The organism is Acinetobacter septicus (genome assembly GCF_019355975.1).
Classification (GTDB): domain Bacteria; phylum Pseudomonadota; class Gammaproteobacteria; order Pseudomonadales; family Moraxellaceae; genus Acinetobacter; species Acinetobacter ursingii.
In genome coordinates, this window is record NZ_CP079898.1 from 2,334,650 (window position 1) to 2,354,417 (window position 19,768).

Annotated in this window: 21 protein-coding genes; 6 read left to right on the forward strand and 15 right to left on the reverse strand. The window is 42.5% G+C overall.

Features of this window, described 5'->3' with window-relative positions:
- Positions 1–35: 35 nt before the first annotated feature.
- From I6L31_RS11145 to ubiG, 12 genes are all read right to left on the reverse strand, one after another.
- Positions 36–839, reverse strand: coding sequence for an ABC transporter ATP-binding protein (locus tag I6L31_RS11145; RefSeq protein ID WP_005000787.1), 804 nt, complete (start codon positions 837–839; stop codon positions 36–38).
- Between the two features lie 18 nt (positions 840–857).
- Positions 858–1,661: an aliphatic sulfonate ABC transporter permease SsuC gene (gene ssuC / locus I6L31_RS11150; RefSeq protein ID WP_005000798.1), complete on the reverse strand. Its 804-nt coding sequence runs from the start codon at positions 1,659–1,661 to the stop codon at positions 858–860.
- On the reverse strand, positions 1,658–2,833 hold the full coding sequence (gene ssuD, locus I6L31_RS11155) for an FMNH2-dependent alkanesulfonate monooxygenase (protein ID WP_005000800.1): 1,176 nt from the start codon (positions 2,831–2,833) through the stop codon (positions 1,658–1,660). The genes ssuC and ssuD overlap by 4 nt, the downstream gene beginning before the upstream one ends.
- 74 nt (positions 2,834–2,907) lie before the next feature.
- A complete protein-coding gene (locus I6L31_RS11160) occupies positions 2,908–3,915 on the reverse strand; it encodes an aliphatic sulfonate ABC transporter substrate-binding protein (RefSeq protein ID WP_005000802.1) in 1,008 nt (335 codons plus the stop codon).
- A 24-nt stretch (positions 3,916–3,939) separates the two neighbouring features.
- A complete protein-coding gene (locus I6L31_RS11165; RefSeq protein WP_035271542.1) occupies positions 3,940–4,914 on the reverse strand; it encodes a sulfonate ABC transporter substrate-binding protein in 975 nt (324 codons plus the stop codon).
- 361 nt (positions 4,915–5,275) lie between these two features.
- The gene (argA, locus tag I6L31_RS11170; protein WP_005000810.1) at positions 5,276–6,631 is read right to left on the reverse strand and encodes an amino-acid N-acetyltransferase; all 1,356 of its coding nucleotides are present in this window, start codon (positions 6,629–6,631) and stop codon (positions 5,276–5,278) included.
- Positions 6,632–6,751: 120 nt separating this feature from the next.
- Complete coding sequence (locus I6L31_RS11175; RefSeq protein WP_026039967.1) at positions 6,752–7,090, reverse strand: RcnB family protein; 339 nt, start codon at positions 7,088–7,090, stop codon at positions 6,752–6,754.
- A gap of 204 nt (positions 7,091–7,294) precedes the next feature.
- Positions 7,295–7,690: an RcnB family protein gene (locus I6L31_RS11180; RefSeq protein WP_004994549.1), complete on the reverse strand. Its 396-nt coding sequence runs from the start codon at positions 7,688–7,690 to the stop codon at positions 7,295–7,297.
- Between the two features lie 295 nt (positions 7,691–7,985).
- Entirely contained in the window at positions 7,986–8,141 is a 156-nt protein-coding gene (locus I6L31_RS11185; RefSeq protein WP_004988825.1) for a hypothetical protein, read from the reverse strand.
- A gap of 160 nt (positions 8,142–8,301) precedes the next feature.
- Complete coding sequence (locus tag I6L31_RS11190; RefSeq protein WP_004988824.1) at positions 8,302–9,048, reverse strand: YciK family oxidoreductase; 747 nt, start codon at positions 9,046–9,048, stop codon at positions 8,302–8,304.
- A gap of 43 nt (positions 9,049–9,091) precedes the next feature.
- Positions 9,092–9,787 (reverse strand): HAD family hydrolase, encoded by a 696-nt coding sequence (locus I6L31_RS11195; protein ID WP_035271636.1) that lies wholly within the window; start codon positions 9,785–9,787, stop codon positions 9,092–9,094.
- A gap of 8 nt (positions 9,788–9,795) precedes the next feature.
- Positions 9,796–10,512: a bifunctional 2-polyprenyl-6-hydroxyphenol methylase/3-demethylubiquinol 3-O-methyltransferase UbiG gene (gene ubiG, locus I6L31_RS11200; RefSeq protein ID WP_004988822.1), complete on the reverse strand. Its 717-nt coding sequence runs from the start codon at positions 10,510–10,512 to the stop codon at positions 9,796–9,798.
- Positions 10,513–10,711: 199 nt separating this feature from the next.
- On the opposite strand from ubiG, the gene I6L31_RS11205 reads away from it, so the two are divergent.
- Positions 10,712–11,329: a thiol:disulfide interchange protein DsbA/DsbL gene (locus I6L31_RS11205; protein ID WP_004988821.1), complete on the forward strand. Its 618-nt coding sequence runs from the start codon at positions 10,712–10,714 to the stop codon at positions 11,327–11,329.
- Positions 11,330–11,392: 63 nt separating this feature from the next.
- Here the strand turns inward: I6L31_RS11205 and I6L31_RS11210 are convergent, their stop codons facing one another.
- Both I6L31_RS11210 and I6L31_RS11215 read right to left on the reverse strand, forming a co-directional pair.
- Positions 11,393–12,040 (reverse strand): TetR/AcrR family transcriptional regulator, encoded by a 648-nt coding sequence (locus tag I6L31_RS11210; RefSeq protein WP_004988820.1) that lies wholly within the window; start codon positions 12,038–12,040, stop codon positions 11,393–11,395.
- A 124-nt stretch (positions 12,041–12,164) separates the two neighbouring features.
- Positions 12,165–12,800, reverse strand: coding sequence for a TetR family transcriptional regulator (locus I6L31_RS11215; protein WP_004988819.1), 636 nt, complete (start codon positions 12,798–12,800; stop codon positions 12,165–12,167).
- A gap of 189 nt (positions 12,801–12,989) precedes the next feature.
- Between I6L31_RS11215 and I6L31_RS11220 the strand changes: the two genes are divergently transcribed.
- The 5 genes from I6L31_RS11220 to I6L31_RS11240 all read left to right on the forward strand — a co-directional run bounded on the left by I6L31_RS11220 (position 12,990) and on the right by I6L31_RS11240 (position 18,871).
- A complete protein-coding gene (locus I6L31_RS11220; protein WP_004988816.1) occupies positions 12,990–14,012 on the forward strand; it encodes a flavin reductase family protein in 1,023 nt (340 codons plus the stop codon).
- 38 nt (positions 14,013–14,050) lie between these two features.
- Positions 14,051–15,202, forward strand: coding sequence for a fatty acid desaturase family protein (locus tag I6L31_RS11225; protein WP_004988813.1), 1,152 nt, complete (start codon positions 14,051–14,053; stop codon positions 15,200–15,202).
- A gap of 105 nt (positions 15,203–15,307) precedes the next feature.
- Complete coding sequence (gene rph / locus I6L31_RS11230) at positions 15,308–16,024, forward strand: ribonuclease PH (RefSeq protein WP_004988810.1); 717 nt, start codon at positions 15,308–15,310, stop codon at positions 16,022–16,024.
- 297 nt (positions 16,025–16,321) lie between these two features.
- The gene (locus tag I6L31_RS11235; RefSeq protein ID WP_005000815.1) at positions 16,322–18,487 is read left to right on the forward strand and encodes a phosphocholine-specific phospholipase C; all 2,166 of its coding nucleotides are present in this window, start codon (positions 16,322–16,324) and stop codon (positions 18,485–18,487) included.
- Between the two features lie 183 nt (positions 18,488–18,670).
- Positions 18,671–18,871 carry an ABZJ_00068 family colistin stress protein gene (locus tag I6L31_RS11240; protein WP_005000816.1) on the forward strand — a complete coding sequence of 67 codons (201 nt, stop codon included), beginning with the start codon at positions 18,671–18,673 and terminating at the stop codon, positions 18,869–18,871.
- On the opposite strand, the gene nadC is transcribed toward I6L31_RS11240, so the two are convergent.
- The gene (nadC, locus tag I6L31_RS11245; protein ID WP_005000817.1) at positions 18,868–19,713 is read right to left on the reverse strand and encodes a carboxylating nicotinate-nucleotide diphosphorylase; all 846 of its coding nucleotides are present in this window, start codon (positions 19,711–19,713) and stop codon (positions 18,868–18,870) included. The two genes, I6L31_RS11240 and nadC, sit on opposite strands and share 4 nt — an antisense overlap.
- Positions 19,714–19,768: the final 55 nt, after the last annotated feature.

Genomic DNA, 19,768 nt, shown 5'->3' on the forward strand with positions numbered 1-19,768 from the left:
CTTGAATGAATAAAAGCCGCAGATTGCGGCTTTATTTATGTGGCCAAAACAGCCTCTAATACTCGTTGTTCTAATTCTGCAAATTCAGCCCCTTTTTTGCGTGGTCGAGGTAGATTGACCTCAAAACTATGCGCAATATGACCTTTATCCAGCAAAATAATTTTATCCGCGAGTTGGACTGCTTCACTGACATCATGTGTGACCAAAATGGCGGTAAAACCTTGTTCTTTCCACAAGCGTTCAATCAGATTTTGCATTTCCAGACGAGTCAAAGCATCCAGTGCGCCTAAAGGTTCATCTAAAAGCAGGATACGTGGTGAATGCGATAAAGCCCGAGCCAGCGCCGTACGTTGGCGTTGACCTCCTGATAACTGAGATGGCCATTGACCTGCTTTGTCTTTGAGTCCGACTTTTTCCAAGAGTTGTTCAGCAATATCACGTTTATCTTTGGCTAATCCTAGCTGTACATTCTGTAAAATACTTTTCCAGGGCAAAAGACGTGGATCCTGAAACATTACCCGAATATCATCACTAGTAATGCCTTCACGAAAATTTCGTGCAGATTTAAACTTAATTTCGCCATAACTGGGTTGTTCCAAATCTGCAATTAAGCGCAGGAGCGTACTTTTGCCACAGCCACTTCGACCTACAATCGCAACAAACTCACCCGGTTGAATATGCAGATCAAGATCTTCTAGAACCTTCACCTGCCCATAAAATTTATGCAGTTGTTCAATACTGATTTCGGCACCTATCGGTGCATCTTCAACCTGAATAGATGTTTCAAGAGGTCGATTCGCTGGTTTATCTGGATATAACGGTAAATTTAAATTGGTCATGATCAAAGCCCTCGAAATTTATGGTTGATAGCCTGCATGCCAGCGCAATAAATAGCGCTCAAGCCCCTGTGCCAAAACATCGGCAAGTTTGCCCAATAAGGCGTAAAGTAAAATCCCGACCAGCACCACATCAGTCTGTAAAAATTCACGTGCATTCATGGTCATATAACCGATACCAGACTGTGCCGAAATCGTTTCTGCCACAATCAACAGTACCCACACCAGACCCAGTGCAAAGCGTAATCCGACCAGAATGGACGGCATCGCACCCGGTAAAATGATGTCTTTATACAGTTGCCAGCGGGTCAAACCATAGCTTTTTCCCATTTCGATCAATTGTGGATCGACCGAACGAATACCATGATAGGTATTGATATACATTGGGAAAAAAACACCGACTGCGACCAGAAATAATTTGGCAGATTCATCGATACCAAACCACAGGATCACCAAAGGGATTAGCGCCAATGCAGGAATATTACGAATCATCTGTAAGGTCGTGTCGAGTAAGGTAGAGGCGGTTTTGGATGAGCCATTCAGTAATCCTAACAGCAGTCCTAATCCGCCCCCAATTAACAGACCAAGCAGTGCTCGACCAGCACTGACTTTGACATGATGCCAAAGTTCACCACTGACCAGCAGATGCCAGAATGCACTAACCACCGCCGTTGGCGCAGGCAAGACGCGACTTTGCAGGATTCCTGTGCTGGACGCGAGTTGCCAGATCAGAATCAATGCGATTGGAAACAACCACGGTAAGCTGCGTTTAAAAATCGCTATTGTTCCACGTGAAACAATAGAGGAGGCTGTATTGACACTCATACAGGCTCCTTGATCACTTTTTCTTTCTTGGTCTGATCAGGTGCATAGTTATTGGCAATAATTTCACCGAAAGGCCCTGTAAGGTTCGGTTGCGCCAGTTTCTCACGGGTTTTGAGTGGAAGTAGTGGAAACACCAGTTCAGCAAAACGAATCGATTCTTCCAGATGTGGGTAGCCTGAGAAGATAAAGGTGTCGATCCCTAAGTCGGCATATTCCTGAATACGCGCAGCAACCGTTTCTGGATCCCCAACTAGCGCGGTTCCTGCTCCACCACGAACCAGTCCAATGCCTGCCCATAAGTTTGGCGAAACTTCAAGTTTGTCACGTTGACCACCGTGTAGAGCCGCCATGCGTTGCTGACCAACCGAATCCATTTGTGCAAATTTCTTTTGTGCTGCGGCAATAGTGTCATCATCCAGGTATTGAATCAGTTCGTTGGCTGCTGCCCAAGCCTGTTCATTGGTTTCACGCACAATCACATGCAAACGGATCCCATAGTTCAGGGTGCGTCCTTTGGCAGCAGCTTTTGCTTTCATACCTTCAATTTTCTCTTTAACCGCCGCAGGAGGTTCACCCCAAGTCAAATAGGTATCAACTTGTTCAGCCGCCAGTTCTGAAGCGGCATCGGATGAACCACCAAACCATAAGGGTGGATAAGGTTTTTGAATCGGTGGATAGAGCAGTTTGGCTTCATCGACGCTCAAACGATCACCATGAAAGGTAAACGCTTCGCCTGTATGTGAGCGCGTCAGGATTTCACGCCAGATTTTAACGTATTCACTGGCAGTCTGATAACGGGTTGAATGGTCTTCATACAAGCCATCGCCTTTAAGTTCTTGTTCATCGCCGCCTGTCACCAAATTGAGCAATACGCGACCGCCAGATAAACGATCAAAGGTGGCTGCCATACGAGCTGCCAGTGCAGGGGTGGTAATCCCCGGACGCAGCGCCACCAGAAATTTCAAATGCTTGGTTGCATCAATCAGGCTGGCCGCAGTAATCCAAGGATCTTCACATGAACGTCCCGTTGGAATCAAAACACCGCTATAACCCAGATTATCCACCGCCACCGCAATTTGTTTCATATACGCATGATCCACCTGACGCGCACCTTTGCTGGTTCCTAAATAGCGACTGTCACCGTGAGTGGGAATAAACCAGAAAATATTCATATTAACCTTCCTTTAAATGCGTTTTCATCAAATTGCTTGAGTGTTAAGAAACTCAGTATTCATTAACTTAAAAATTAAGAAGCCTTGGGTGATTTGGCTGTCCAGATGGTTTGACTCACCTGAATACTTTTAGGAATCAGTTGAACTTGCAGAAATAGATCGGCAATATTCTGTTGGGCTTGGGTGACTTCAGGCGTCACAGGTTGTACAGGTGATGGCTTAAGTCGCTTGTCTAGTACTGCTTTGGCGACTTGGGTATCCAGTCCAGTGCTTTGTGCATAAATACTTAAACCTTCATCTTGATGTTTCACAAACCATTGATCTGCTTGGTTTAAGCCAGTTAATACTTTTTGCGCAGCATCAGGATGCTGTTGGATAAATTTTGGATTACCAATATAGAAAGAATAGGTAGTTGGGAAAGCTGTGCCATCGATCAGCGATTTAGCATGACCTTTAAGCTCAGTGGTACTTAAGTACGGTTCCCAGATTGACCAAGCATCGATGGCACCTTTGTCAAAGGCGGCACGGGCATCGGCAGGGGGGAGCCAGACGGGTTGAATGTCCTGCCAGCTTAAACCTGCTTTTTGTAGCACCTTGGCAAGCAATTCATGCGCACTTGAACCCTTTTGTACCGCGATACGTTTTCCTTTAAGGTCTTGAATCGATTTGATTGTGCTATTGGCTGGAATCAACAGGGCCTGAGAATTGGCAGGAACCACCTCATAACCGACATAGCTCAGATCTTTATCAGCAGCCTGTGCAAAGATGGGTGGTGTATTGCCGACTGCACCAAAATCCACGGCACCTACAGCCAACGCTTCAAGCATTTGTGGGCCAGCTGGAAATTCACGCCATTCAATTTTGGCATTTGGAAATTCCTGCTCAAATATTTTTTGTTGTTTGGCAATCAAAAAATTCAGTGAAGATTTTTGAAAACCGATGGTTAAGGTTTTCACTGGCGCGGTCTGGGTTGTGCCTGCCTCTTTTTGTGCTTGCGCATGGGATTCGGTTTTCTGGCAAGCACTGAGCCCCAATCCAAGGCTTATAGCGCCAATCACACTCCACTGTTTTAAGCTAATCATCAGTTATTATCCTATTGGTTTTATTTATTTAATTTCGCCAGTTAAAATGGCATCTTGAATTTTTAATGGCTGTGGAATTAACTTTTGTTGATAAAAAGCATCGGCCACTTGTTGCTGTTCATTAATCACTTGTGGCGACAATGGCGTCACGCCAAAGCCCATGCGGGAAATTGAGGTTTTTAGAATATTGAAATCCAGTGCAGTCGGTTTTTCTAGGAGTTTGGCAGCATCATCCTGATGAGTCTTAACCCATTCCGTACTTTGATTCAGTTCATTGACCAATGTTTTCAACACATCTGGGTGGTTCTGGGCAAATTTACGATCTGCCAGATAAAATTGATGGTTGCTGACCAGATTTTGTCCAGTGGCAAGGACACGTGCACCAATTTGTTGTTCTGCCGCAGCAAAGAATGGATCCCAGATCACCCATGCATCGACGGCACCTTTTTCAAAGGCAGCACGGGCATCGGCAGGCGGTAAGTACACCACTTGGATGTCATTTAGGCTTAGTTGGTTCTTTTCTAGGACTTTAAGTAATAGATAATGCACATTGGAGCCTTTATTGAAGGCGATGCGTTTACCTTTTAAGTCCTGAATGGATTGAATCGTAGAATTTTTAGGCACAATCAGCGCTTCAGCATTGGGAGCAGCAGGCTGATTGGCGACATAGACCAAATTCGAATTGGCTGCTTGAGCAAAAATAGGAGGCGCTTCACCTGCCTCGCCAAACACTACACTCCCGACATTTAAGCCTTCTAAAAGCTGTGGTCCAGCAGGAAATTCAACCCATTTAATGTTGATTCCTTGTGCTTTCAACGCTTTATCTAGTACACCGCGCTCTTTGACAATCGGCAATAAACCATATTTTTGAAAACCGATATTTAAGGTGGTGAGATCCTGAGCTTCTTTTTTGGCACAGCCACTGAGCATCATGATTCCTGCGATACTCGCCGTCATCACTGAAAATTTGAACCACGAAGAAGAATGGATGCGTGTCATGAGGTGTATTGCCCTAAATCTAAAAATAAGCGTTGAGGGCACACCTTAAAACCATTTCTATTGCATAAAAAATAAGTTTTTTGACATTAGTTATGAAAAAAATGGATAAATAAAAAAGTGCTAAGGATATGCAAAAAGGAATATTTAAAAGAAATAGCAAAGATCAAAATATATCCATTAAGTATTTGATCTTAAATATTTTATTGAATAAGAATAAGTTTATGAAAATAATTAATAATCTTGTTAAAGCGCAACAGAAGTTTTATGACTAAGCTTAGTTAGAATAAAGATATACACCGTTATGCTAAAGCCAGCCCATTGTACTCAATGGACTGGTCGCTCAAAAAAAGAACATCAGGATTTACATCAACATTTTTTTAAATACCAATGAATTTCGTTGATAGTTATACAACTCTTGCCGTGCATTGGGGAGATCATCGACACTGGCAGTCTGAAAACCTTGTTCCAAGAACCAGTGCGCGGTGCGTGTGGTGAGTACAAATAATTGTAATATGCCGCTTTGTCGGGCTTTTTCTTCTAAGAAATGTAGGATTTGACTGCCACGGTTCGACTTGCGATAAGCGGGATCCACTGCGACACAGGCGATTTCAGCAGAGCGGATTTCATTTTTTTCTGTTGGAATTGGATAGAGCGCAGCACAGGCTAGAATCATGCCATCGCGTTCGATCACGGCAAATTGTCCAATTTCACTTTCTAATCGTTCGCGGGAGCGATAGACCAAAATACCATCTTGTTCCAGTGGACGTAGTAGATTGATCAGTCCACCAACATCCTGAATGGTGGCCATACGGACTTCTTCATAATGTGCATCGGTAATCATGGTGCCGATACCATCACGAGTAAATAACTCCTCAATTAAAGCACCATCGTAGGCATAAGAAATCAAATGCACTCGATGTACGCCTGACAGTGAGGCGCGCTGCGCTCCCTGTAAATGCAAGGCCATTTCATCATCATCTTGCTGAAATTGCTCAATATAATGGTCTAACTGATGTGAATTGAGTTCCCGTAATACTTTGCCCTGATCATCCAGTAAGCCTTGTTTATTGCCCAAAAAAATCAGTTTGTCGGCCTGTAGTGCAATCGCAGTTTTGGTGGCAACTTCTTCTGCCAACAGATTAAACACTTCGCCTGTGGTGGAATAGCCTGTTGGTCCCAGAACCACAATATTATGATTATCCAAATGGCGCTGAATGGCATCGGTGTCGATACTGCGAACTTCTCCCGTGAGCTGAAAATCCACGCCATCACGAATTCCATAGGGTTTGGCAGTGACAAAGTTGCCAGAAACAGCATCAATACGCGCACCAAACATGGGTGAGTTAGCCAGCCCCATCGATAACAGGGCTTCAATTTCAAGTCGGATAGAACCCACAGCATTCATAACGCAGCCGAGAGATTCGCGTGTGGTGACGCGACGATGCAGGTGAATCGGGGTTTGAATCTGTTTTTCTTGCAGATTTTGATTAATTTGTGGACGTGCGCCGTGGACTAAAATCAGTCGGATACCCAACGAATGCAATAACGCAATATCATGAATAATATGTTGAAAATTAGGGTGTTGAACGGCTTCACCGCCGAACATTAAAACGAAAGTTTTATTTCGATGTGCATTGATATACGGTGCTGAGTGACGAAACCAACGCACATAATCTTGCGTGGTGCTAGAAGTAGACTCAGTCTCGTGTAATTGCATAATCGACTCAAAAATAGAGAAATATAGACTGATTTTAAACAAAATTCGTTAAAGGGGAATGCCTGATGCAAAAAAACACCCTAATCATCATCAGGGTGCTTTAAAAAAGCTTAGACGTGATCAAAGCATTTTTAGAATTTTATGATCATGTTGAGAGACGAGAACATAGTGTCCATTCAACTGATACCATTGCTGACCACGTTTGGGCTGCGCCAAGTGTTTGTGGCTACGGTAATCAACCTGATAGCGCGATGACTGGTACTGACGTGGTAGGGTATGACCAATCCGCCAGTCACGGCTCGGATCCAGCTTTTTATCCATCTCATGTTTGGGTTGATGAAGTTCTGCCTGATTTTGATGGACATAATGTTTTGAATGCGGATCTTGTGGAGCGGCCATGGCGCTGGTTGCCAGTAATCCACTCATGCCCAAAACCATTGTACTGATCCATTTATTCATCTGCATAATGTACCTCTATCATGTTTCAACTTATCTTTGATGGTTTTAACTTAACGTCAAATTTGAGAGAAAACGTGAAGAGTGCATAGCAAATTGTGAAAGATCGGGATGGATTAAGAAGAGCATGTGAACATAGGGTTAAAAAAAGCCCAGATTTGGAATCTGGGCTAGAAAAAAGTAATATTTTTAATAAAAGTAAATCGTTTAAAAACCTACAATCCGAATAATATCATTGGTATCTGAGTTGACTAAGATATAGTCATTGTTGATTTTATACCATTGCTGATTTCGGTCAGGTTTCGGCAGATTATGATCCCGATATTCAACTTTATAGCCATTGCTGCGATAGTGTTGAGGCATGACATAACCAGCTTGCCAGCGATGCTGTTTTAAGCGTTGTACGCCACGTTCTTCACGCATACGGCGTTGTTCTGAGCGCATCTGTTCATTGTCATCATTATGATTGCGATCATAACCACGCTCTTTACGTGCCTGAGGAAAATCATGGCTATTATCGCGATCAAAATACGGTCCAGCCACTGCAACCGTACTCATTAGTGCAGTCAAAGATAATGCCAGAACTGTCAAAATCTTTTTCATCATGCTTCCTCGGTGACGTACTTCTTTTTCATGGTTTTAATGTACAAAAAAAATGCAGAGAAACTGTGAAGATTGCGCAATAATTCAATTAAAAATATGAAGATAAGACTGATCTTTTTGCCTAGGCATTTTGCACTGTTTTAATTTGTTTTGTCCAGTCGGATAAGTCTTAAGTCTGAGGGATTTGAAGCTTAATACATCTATAAATAGCAGATATAGCAATAACAGAGCTTGAGTAATGTATTTCAAAGCGAATTTTCCATACGTTTCACATCCTTAGCGAAGTGAAACGGGTTTAATGCCATTGTTCAGAAAAACGCTGCAAGGAATCTAGCATGACGATGATGTCTGTTGCCTGTTGAGCATCATCTAGTGCAATCACAAGGGTTTCTGAAAGTTGTAAATGACGAATCGATTGAATAATTTGTTTCTTATGAATGGAATCCCGCATGACTGTTCTCCTTAAGGATCAATGAAAATATGAAGGCAGTTTAAATGGGGTTGTATAATTTGTAAAAACGAATAATTTTCTTATTTTAATTTAAAAATACGATTATTGTGTTAGAAAAAAGCATCCCGAAGAATGCTGATCTTTTTCTTTAAGAGTAGGTTCAGTCTTGCGCATCGATACTTTGACCATCCAGATGCAAACTATCATCACCCATCAGATATAAATAGGCCGGCATAATCGATTCTGGAGTAGGTAAGCTTAATGGATCTTCATCTGGATAAGCTTTTGCACGCATGGCGGTGCGGGTTGCACCCGGATTAATACAATTAAAACGAATATTGGGATGGATATGCTCTGCGGCAAAAATTTTACTGACCGCTTCGATGGCGACTTTGGAAACAGAATACGCCCCCCAAAGCGCTCGTGCTTCACGTCCGACACCAGAACTGGTAAATACCACCGAAGCATGTTCTGACTTTTGTAAAAGGGGTAATAAAGCCTGAGTCAGCATAAAGGGCGCACGTACATTGACGGCCATGACATCATCCCAGATTTGGGGTGAATAATCGGCTAGAGGAACACGTTCACCTAACATTCCTGCATTATGCAAGATTCCATCCAAACGACCAAATTGCGATTCAAGGGTATTCACCAACAATTCATAATCACGCACCGATGCGCTGGAAAGTTGTAGCGGTAAAATCGCAGGTTGCGGTGCGCCTAGACTTTCGATTTCATCATAAATCACTTCAAGTTTATTCAGGGTTCGACCATGTAATACCACAGTTGCGCCATGTAGCGCATAGCTCATGGCAGCAGCACGACCAATGCCATCACCCGCACCAGTAATTAAAATAATACGGTCTTTTAATAAATCGGTACGAGGCTGATATTCTGAATATTTCATGGTGAACCTCCCTAAAATTTGATTCAAATTATAATGATACTGCTCACATGCTAACGGGTTTTTGTGAACTTAACTGTAGTAATTGGCGTAACATGCAGTGTAATTCAGTAACATCCTGCACGATGGCATTCGCTTGCCAAGCTTCGAGATTATCCTGATATTCCAGTGGCAAATACCCATAGGCGGCCAAAATCGTATACATCTTGGCAGCGCGACCTGCATCGATATCACGTGGATGATCGCCCACATAAACGATGTGTTCGCTAGGCAAATTTAACTGTCTGGCAGCCAGATACATCGGCTCAGGGTCGGGCTTGGTCTTGCTGACATCTTCAGGACACACCAGTACACTGCATCGTTCAGTTAAATTCAGTTCAGCCAGTAACAACTCACTTAAGCCACGCGGTTTATTGGTGACAATGCCCCATGGAATTTGATGTGCCTCTAGTTCTTCAAGTAATGGATACATGCCTGAAAATAAATCGGTATCCACCACAATTTGCTGGGCATACATATCCAAAAAACGCTGACGATGCTGTAAAAATACAGGGTCATCTAGTTCTAACTCTGGATAGACCAATTTCACCATCGCACGTGCGCCTTCAGATACCTGAGTACGAATCAGATCAGCCTCAACGACTGGGCGTTGTTCTTCACGGCACATGGCCTGAATAATCCGAATAAAATCAGCAGCGGTATCGATTAAGGTACCATCCAGATCAAACAGAACGGCTTTCATGTCTGCACTCATACTGCGACAGCCTTGACGGTATGTACCATATAGTTGACATCCACATTCGGTGCAAGCCAATAATGTTTGGTCAATGGATTGTAATGTAAGCCCGTCATTTCTTTTAAGGTCAGACCTGCTTCACGGATATCCTGTGCCATTTCTGAGGGACGGATAAATTTGTGATAGTCATGCGTGCCTTTTGGCAATAAGCGTAAAACGTATTCGGCCCCAAGAATGGCAAACAAATACGATTTTGGATTACGGTTAATGGTTGAAAAAAACACATGACCGCCGGGTTTGACCAAAGTCTGACAAGCCTTAACGATAGAGGCTGGATCAGGCACGTGCTCCATCATTTCCATACACGTTACCACATCGTATTGTCCTGCTTGCTCCAGAGCCAATTGTTCAACAGGAATTTGACGATATTCGATATTCTTAACATTGTCCTGCTGTGCGTGTAAACGCGCGACGTTCAGCGGCGCTTCACCCATATCAATCCCCAACACATTTGCGCCGCGACGTGCCATGCTTTCGGCTAAAATACCGCCGCCACAACCGACATCCAACACTTTCTTGCCTGCAATGCCGCCTGCGTGTTCATCTATCCAGTTTAAACGCAATGGATTAATCTGATGTAGCGGACGAAATTCGGAATGCTGATCCCACCATTTGGCTGCGAGTGCTTCAAATTTTGCGATTTCTTGTGGATCAACATTCAGTTGCGACATGGTGTCACCTCTTTTATAAGTGTTTTCATCAATCGTTAAGTTTGGTTTACTAGTGTTAGTGTAACCAGAAATCGGAAAAAAGCGACCAGCTTGCTAAAAGATATGCTAAAAATCTTCACACAAGCAAAACGAATTTAGCATATTTGTTTTATATTTAGAGCATAAACTCAACACAATGATTTAGAGGAAAAAACAGCGAATGAAAAAGTTTGTATTTGGTGGTCTGTGTGCCGCGATGATGGCAATTTCTGGCACAGCTATGGCGGCTGATTTTGTAGCAGGAAAGGATTATACGGTTGTTGCCAATCCTGGCAAGGTAGCGGTACCCGGGAAAATCGAAGTGCGTGAGTTTTTTTGGTACGGTTGCCCGCACTGCTTCAAGCTTGAACCTTATATGCAAACGTGGTTAAAACAGATTCCAAAAGATGTAAACTTTTTGCGTACACCTGCTGCTATGAATAAGGTTTGGGAACAAGGCGCGCGTGCGTATTATGTTTCTGAAGCGCTTGGCGTGCGTAAAAAGACCCATTTGCCATTGTTCCATGCGATTCATGACCAAGGGCAGCAAATTTTTGATCAGGCCTCTTTAGCGAAGTTCTACGCAGGTTATGGCGTTCCAGAGCAGAAATTTAATAGCATGTTTAACTCATTCCCAATTACCGCAAAAATTGCAGAATCCAATAAATTGGCACAGCAATATCAGCTCACAGGCGTTCCTGCGGTGGTGGTGAATGGTAAATACGTGGTTCAGGGTGAAGATGGTAAAGTGACTCAAGTTATTAACTATCTAATTGAAAAAGAACGTAAAGGCAAATAAGCCTTAATGTCATAAAAGCCCCTCTATTGTTTAGATAAAGGGGCTTTATTTTTATTTATCTTTTTATTTGTTGAGTTCATCGAGTTTAATTTCTAGTTCAAAAGCATCCAGATTGATGGATTGCGTTGGTAGAGAAAGTGCCTGATTGACATACAGATTAATCAATTTTTGCCGTGAACCAATCGAACGTTGATAATAACTTGAATTGAGCAGTAACGCCGCGCCATAGGTCAATGACCAGATATAAGACAGATAATCGCGAATCGACATATCGTAATTGACTGATTTTAAATAGGCTTCAGTAATGTCTTTAATCGCCAAAATGCGTTCCTGACGAATGTCATACAGTTCTTTAAATAAATGATTAAGTTTGGACTCGCTCATGGTTAGATTTTCTTCGAGCTGATGCAGCAAAATAGTTCGCGCTGGCGCAAGCAAGTGATGCAGCATATAAATTGGGGCATATTCCTTAAAATTATTATTGTGCTTTTGCGAGATTTCTAAGAGTTTTTTCTCATTTTCAATGACCAGTTCCAGTAACAGCTCATTTTTACTTTTAAAATGTTTATACAGCGTCCCTTTGGCAATATCCAGTTCAGCGACGAGTTCATCCAGCGTGATTTCCTGATTGTTTTCCAACAATAGTTTTTCTGCAACGCTTAAGATACGTTCCTTGCGAATTAAAAATTGTTGATGGCGATCTGGATTCATAACCCTTCCTATTACAGCAGTACATACACGCATGTACTGACATTAAGCCAAATTGGTAAATTCGCCAAGCTGATTGCAGGAATTTACTGATATTTTTGCTATCAAATGGTGTTTGGCATTGGCCTTATTCCCAGTTGGCAATACCACGGAAAATCAAACGAACTTGTGTAGAAGCATTTTCGATAAAAGCCTGTTGCTGCTGGTGTAGCGCTTCGCCTTCGTATTGTCGCGGTAGACTGAGCCACGTCATGGCCCATGTAAATGACATATTAATCAAAATCGTAGAAAGCACTTTAAGATCCTGATTGTCCTGAATATGCTCAAAGGTCGGCAATTTACGCAGGTCTGTGGTCAAGGCTTCGGTCAAATCTTCAATTTCACGGGCAATCGCATAGCGAACAGTAGCAGATCCACCCCAACGTTCAGCAATCATAAATTGCCATTCCAGTGGACTGTGATTGACTGCCTGCACAAATAATTCGATGCTGCTTAAAGGGTTGGCTTTGGCTTGATGTAAATAACTTTGTCCGAGTTGATGAATCAGATTTTTAATATGCAGCGCCACTTGATCAACCAATTCCTGACCTAGCGCATCCATGTCCTGAAAATGTCGATAAAACGCGGTAGGAACTAAACCGACCTCACGCGCGACTTCACGCAAACTAATACTGCTAAATGAACGTCCAGCAGTACTCAGTTGCAATGCTGCATCAAGTAATGCTTGGCGACTTTGTTGTTTACGTTCATCCCGTATCGACATGCAACTGACCTATGTTAAACCAGCCATGAGTCTACCAAAAACTGTCCTGCTTTCAAAAAAATAAATCAATCAATAAAAAATCAGTGAACACCTGTTGACTGAATTAAAAAAAAAGAATAATGTGTACACATGTTCACTGAAAGAACATTTGTTCACTCATATAAATAGCCAGATACAAACGAGGAACGTATGAACATTGCAGCCAATTATCAGCCTCAATGGATTCGCGAAGATTTTGTCGATTTCATATTGGAAAAAGTTAACCCAATGTGGACTTGGAAAAAAGTCAAAGCTCAGGTAACTTCAGTGACCGCGATCACGCCTGAACTTTATCAAATTTGTTTACAACCCAATAGCAACTTTGCCGCACACAATTTTAAGACAGGTCAAAGTGTTCTGGTAACGGTGGTAGTGGCAGGCGTACGTTATCAGCGTAGTTATTCTGTGATGCAGATCGATGCTCAGGGCAATCTGTATTTGGGCGTTAAAGTTCAAGGTGTCGTTTCACGCGCTATGAGCCAATTACACGCGGGTGATGTGATTGAGATTTCTCAAACTCAGGGTGAGTTTTGTTTGCATCAGGATCAAAGCGCTGCGCTACTGATTGCATCAGGCAGTGGCATTACCGCGATTTATTCCTTATTACAGCAAGCGATTAAACAACAATTACCGCAAATTGATGTGATTTACTTTAGTCGTGATGCGGCGTTTCATCAAGAATTACAAAGTTTAGCTGATCATCATCCATCAATTCATTATCACCACATTGATACCACTCAGCAAAAACAGCATTTAACTGTAGATTTGTTAAATAAGCTAATTGGCGATTTAGAGCAAAAGCACACGTATTTGTGTGGTGCATCGAACATGATGCAAGCAGCCAAAACGATTTTTGCAGAGTTAAATCTGAGTGATCGTTTGCATATGGAGTATTTCCAGCCTGTAGTCGATGAAACGCTTGAAGCGCAACCCGTCACTTTTTTGCGCTCGCAGCAAGCATTTGAAGCCAATACCAATTTACTGGAAAGTGCTGAACAAGCGGGTTTACGTCCAGCACATGGTTGCCGTATGGGAATCTGTAATACCTGTACCTGTACCAAAATCAGTGGTTCCACCAAAAATATTCTGACGGGTGAAATTGATCATGGCAATAACACCCAAATTAAACTGTGCGTCAGTCAGGCGATTAGTCCTGTCACGATCAATCTTTAACAATCGTCAGTCCATTTGAATAGATTCGGAGAAAAATAATGAATATGTCCGTAAAATTTCCATTAAACAGTAAATCTAACTACTTAACCCCAGAACAGGTTGAGGAATTTGGTCGCCGTGTCGAAGAGATTCGCCGTGAAGTCATGGATAATCTGGGCGAAGCCGATGCCAAATACATCTACAAAATTCGTAACTTTGTCCGTTATAGCGAAATCGCATCACGCGGGATGTTAATGTTTGGCGGCTGGATTCCACCCGTATGGTTAGTCGGTACAGGTTTACTCGGTATTTCCAAAATTGTAGAGAACATGGAGCTGGGTCATAATGTCATGCATGGTCAGTTTGACTGGCTCAATGACCCAAGCTTAAACGGTGCCAATTATGACTGGGATACCATTGCCACAGGGGATGACTGGAAACATACCCATAACTATGTCCATCACACCTATACCAATATTGTCGGTAAAGATCATGATGTCGGTTATGGACTATTGCGCGTCAGTGAACAACAAAAATGGGAACCCCGCTTCTTATTGAATGTTCCAATGGCAATGCAACTAATGGTGTTTTTTGAATGGTATGTTGGGGCGCAGAATTTACATTTAGAAGATGCCATTGTATACAAAACCAAATCATGGAAAGAGGTTTGGAAAGATTCGGCTAAATTGCGCAAAAAAGTAGTGCGTCAGGTCGGTAAAGATTATGTGTTTTTTCCATTGATTGCTGGACCAAATGCCATTCCTGTCTTTTTGGGTAATGCTGTAGCAAATGTCATTCGTAGTTTATGGTCGTCTGCGGTGATTTTTAACGGTCACTTTACTGAAGATGCTGAGACTTTTGAAGAAGATAACACTGAGACTGAAACCCGCGCGCAATGGTATTTACGTCAAATTCGGGGTTCAAGTAACTTTAGTGGAACTCAAGGTTTACATATCTTGAGTGGTAATTTGAGCCACCAAATTGAACACCATTTATTTCCTGATATGCCCGCAAATCGTTATTCGGAAGTTGCCCCTAAAATCAGAGCATTGTGTGAAGAATATGGCGTGAACTATAACGAAGCCAACTTTATGAAACAGTTCTGGAGTGTTTGGGTGCGTTTAGCTAAATGTTCATTACCCAATGGCTATAGCGATCAAGTATCCAATACGATTCAAAAAGTGAAAAATCTATTTTCATTTGCAAAATAAGTGCTTTTGTAAAAAGACAAGATTGGGCCAAATTCGGCCCAATTTTATTGAGGGCTTTTGATATACTATGTTGCAATCTTATTAGCGGCAAAGAAAGGATAGATGATGCGTCTTGACCAACGAGCACTTGATCAATTACGTGATGTAAAAATTACGCGAAATTACACCCGTTATGCTGAAGGTTCGGTTTTGGTCGAATTCGGTCATACCAAGGTATTATGTACCGCAAGCGTTGATCACTCGGTACCACGCTTTTTAAAAGGGCAGGGACAAGGCTGGGTGACAGCAGAATATGGCATGTTGCCGCGTTCTACGCATACTCGTAGTGACCGTGAAGCGGCTCGTGGCAAACAAAGTGGCCGTACCCAAGAGATTCAACGTTTGATTGGTCGTAGTTTACGTGCGATGGTCGATTTGAAAAAATTGGGTGAAAATACCATTACCATCGACTGTGATGTCATTCAGGCCGATGGGGGGACACGTACCGCAGCGATTACAGGTGCGGCAGTGGCCTTGATTGATGCCATGAATGTGTTATTAGAAAAGAAGAAAATCAAACAAGATCCTCTTAAAGGTTTGGTTGCAGCGATCTCGGTCGGGATTTATCAAGACCAAGTTTTACTGGATTTGTGCTATGAAGAAGATTCAAATTGCCAAACCGATATGAATGTAGTGATGACCCAAGCGGGCGAATTTATCGAGATTCAGGGCACGGCTGAAGAAAAACCATTTACTCGTACTCAAGCCAATGACATGTTGGAAGTGGCTGAAAAAGGCATTCAAACCCTGATTCAAAAACAACAGGAAGCATTGGGCTGGTAATCTTTTCTTGAGTGGAAATATTTTAAGTGAAAACGCATCTTCGGATGCGTTTTTTTATGTCTTCATCTAATCGACATCAAATCATCATATTGTTGTAATTTTCAAGCTTTTTACTAGTCTCCATTCTTCAATGGAGAGACCCATGTCTAAATTCTTTTGTTTTTTTCTCATGATTAGCACTGTCATGCTCAGTGCTTGCAAGGACGATGAATCATCGACCCAGCCGACACAATCGCCTAAAAATAATTGCACGATGCACTGTGCGCCATAATAAAAATCATAAATAAGGATTAAATAATGAACCGTCGTGATTTTGTACTGAATACTGCCAAGACTTTATTTGGCACTGCTGCATTATCCAGTTTTCCTTTGAGTATCCAGAAAGCACTCGCCATTGATGCCAAAGTAGAAACAGGTAGCATTCAGGATGTTAAACATGTGGTGATTTTGACTCAGGAAAACCGATCTTTTGATAACTATTTTGGCACCTTAAAAGGCGTCCGTGGTTTTGGTGATCGTTTTAGCATTCCATTGAGTCAAAAGCGTAAAGTCTGGGAACAGTATGATGCCAAGCAAAATAAAATCCTGCCTTATCATTTAGATAGTCGTTTAGGCAATGCTCAGCGTGTTTCAGGTACACCGCATTCATGGTCAGATGGTCAGGATGCTTGGAATCATGGGCGCATGGGAGACTGGGTGAAATTTAAAAAACCGCAATCCATGGGATATTATAAAAAACAGGAGGTTGAATTTCAGTTTGCTTTAGCCAATGCCTTTACGCTGTGTGATGCTTATCACTGTGCCATGCATGCAGGAACCAATCCCAATCGCATGTTTATCTGGACAGGTACCAATGGCCCAGCGGCGGGTGTCGCTGCGGTGGTGAATGAATTTGATGGTCTGGGTGCATCTTCAAGCGGTTATGAATGGACGACTTATCCTGAGCGTTTACAACAAGCAGGGGTTAGTTGGAAAGTTTATCAAAATATGCCCGATAATTTTACGGATAATCCATTGGCGGGTTTTAAGCAATATCGTCGTGCCAATGAGTTGTCAGGTCAACCTGTCAGTCATGATGATCTGATTAGTCCTGCCTACGATGAAAAAATTGATAGCACTCAACCTTTATACAAAGGGATTGCCAATACCATGCCAGATGGTGGTTTTTTAGGGACATTTAAGCAAGATCTTGCCACAGGGAAATTACCGCAGGTCAGTTGGCTTGTAGCACCAGCCACTTATAGTGAGCATCCGGGACCTTCTAGTCCAGTACAAGGCGCGTGGTATATTCAGGAAGTGCTCAATGCCCTTACCGCAAACCCTGAGATTTGGTCACAAACCGTGTTACTGATCAATTTTGATGAAAATGATGGTTTCTTTGATCACGTACCATCACCAAGTGCGCCATCTAAAGATGATACAGGCAAGATATATGGTAAAACCACATTGCCTGCTGAATCTCTATCACAAGAGTATTTTAGCCATCCTGCGGTGGCGACAGCCAAATCTCAACCCAAGCCAGATGGTCGAGTCTACGGGCCGGGGATTCGTGTGCCGATGTATGTGATTTCACCGTGGAGTCGGGGTGGTTGGGTCAATTCACAGGTATTTGACCACACGTCGATTATTCAATTTCTTGAACAGCGTTTTGGTGTGAAAGAGCCGAATATCAGTGCTTATCGTCGTGCAATTTGTGGTGATTTAACCACTGCGTTTGATTTTAAAACCCCAAATAGCACACAGCTTCCCGAACTTGAAGGTAAAAAAGCCAAAACTGAAGCAGATGCAATTCGCTTGGCACAGTCGCTATTGCCACAAGTTGCTGTTCCGAGCCAACAAGTCTTTCCACAGCAAGAGATGGGGATTCGTCCATCCAGAGCATTACCGTATATCTTGCATACCAGCGCCAAGGTCAATCCATCGGGACAAAGCGTACAGCTTTTATTTGCCAATACAGGTAAACAAGCAGCAGTTTTTCATGTCTATGATCGTTTAAATCTGGATGCGATTCCTCGCCGTTATATGGTCGAAGCAGGCAAGCAATTACAGGATGAATGGAGTACGCAACAAGGTCTCTATGATTTATGGGTCTTAGGTCCAAATGGTTTTCATCGTGCATTTACAGGCAATCTGAATCAAAGTTTACAGCAGCAAGCTTTACCTGAGATTCGGGTGTGTGTGGAAGACTGTGAAGCCAAGTTGTTTTTAAAAGTTCGTCATGATGGTCAATCGAGTAGTAAACTCAAGGTAAAAGCCAATGCTTATTTACCCAATCAGCAATGGTCAATTGAAACCACGAACTCAGAAAAAGAATTGGTTTGGGATATGACTGAATTTGGAGGATGGTACGATTTTACAGTCTATCTGGAAGTTGATCCGAGCTATAGTCGCCGATTTGCAGGGCGTATTGAAACCCAGAAAGATTCAATTTCTGATCCCTATATGGGCTATATTGAAAACTAATTGAATTGGAAATGAATGAAGAAAAAGGATGCGATCAGGCATCCTTTTTACACAAACCTCAACTATTTCACAAACGATAACTTTTTAGATTCAGCTTAAAAACAAAGCCTGCTCAAGTTGGTCATGATTAAATTTTAAAGTAGCGAATAATTTTTATCGTTCTATGAAATTGGGGAAATCTATATGCTACAAGGTTTTATTGTACTGTTTGCCATTATTACATTTACCATTATGGCCTGTGATCCACGCCCAAATGAGACATCACGCAATCCATCCGCATGGCAGGCTCAAGCCAAAACTTCAGAAGCTTTGACCCAGCCTAAGCATGCGACCAAGATCGAAAATCAAACCACAAAAACAAATATTGAAACCGAGCAGACTTAAGCATTAAACCGCATCGAAAGATCAACTGCGGTAACATCTTTGGTGAGTACACCCATCGAAATATAATCTACACCAGTACTTGCGACTTCACGTAGGTTGTCTAAGGTAATATTACCAGAAGCTTCTAATTTACAACGACCTGCCACGTATTTAACCGCATCGATCATTTGTTGTTGGCTAAAATTATCCAACATGACAATATCTGCGCCCGCTTCAAGTGCCTGATTGAGTTCATCCCAAGTTTCAACTTCAACTTCAACGGGTTTATTCGGTGCAATTCGATGCGCCTGAGCAATGGCTTGGGCAATTCCGCCTGCGGCCATGATATGGTTTTCTTTAATGAGAAACGCATCAAATAAACCTAAACGATGGTTTTGACCGCCACCAATGGCAACCGCATATTTTTGGGCAATACGTAGACCGGGTAAGGTTTTACGCGTGTCTAATAACTTGGTCTGAGTCCCTTCGAGTTGTTTTACATAAAAAGCAGCTTTTGTAGCAACCGCAGATAAAGTCTGAATAAAGTTTAGCGCAGGGCGTTCAACGGTTAATAGGCTACGTGCTGAACCCGCCAGTTTTAAAAAAGCCTCACCTGCGTTAACCGATTCACCGTCTTCTTTTAACCATACAATTTGCACAGTTGGGTCATATTGTGAAATCAGTGCATCGACCCACGGACGACCTGCCAACACCATATTTTCACGGCTAATAATCGTTGCAGTCGCCTGTTCATTTTCTGGTGTCAATAGCGCAGTAATATCGCCATCCCCAATGTCTTCAGCCAGTGCTTGTTGTACGTTGATTTGAATCGATTGTTCTAGCAAAGATTGAGGAATGCTCATACTTGATACCCAGTATTAACCCAGAAAATTGAGCGATATATTAGCACTGTCCCTC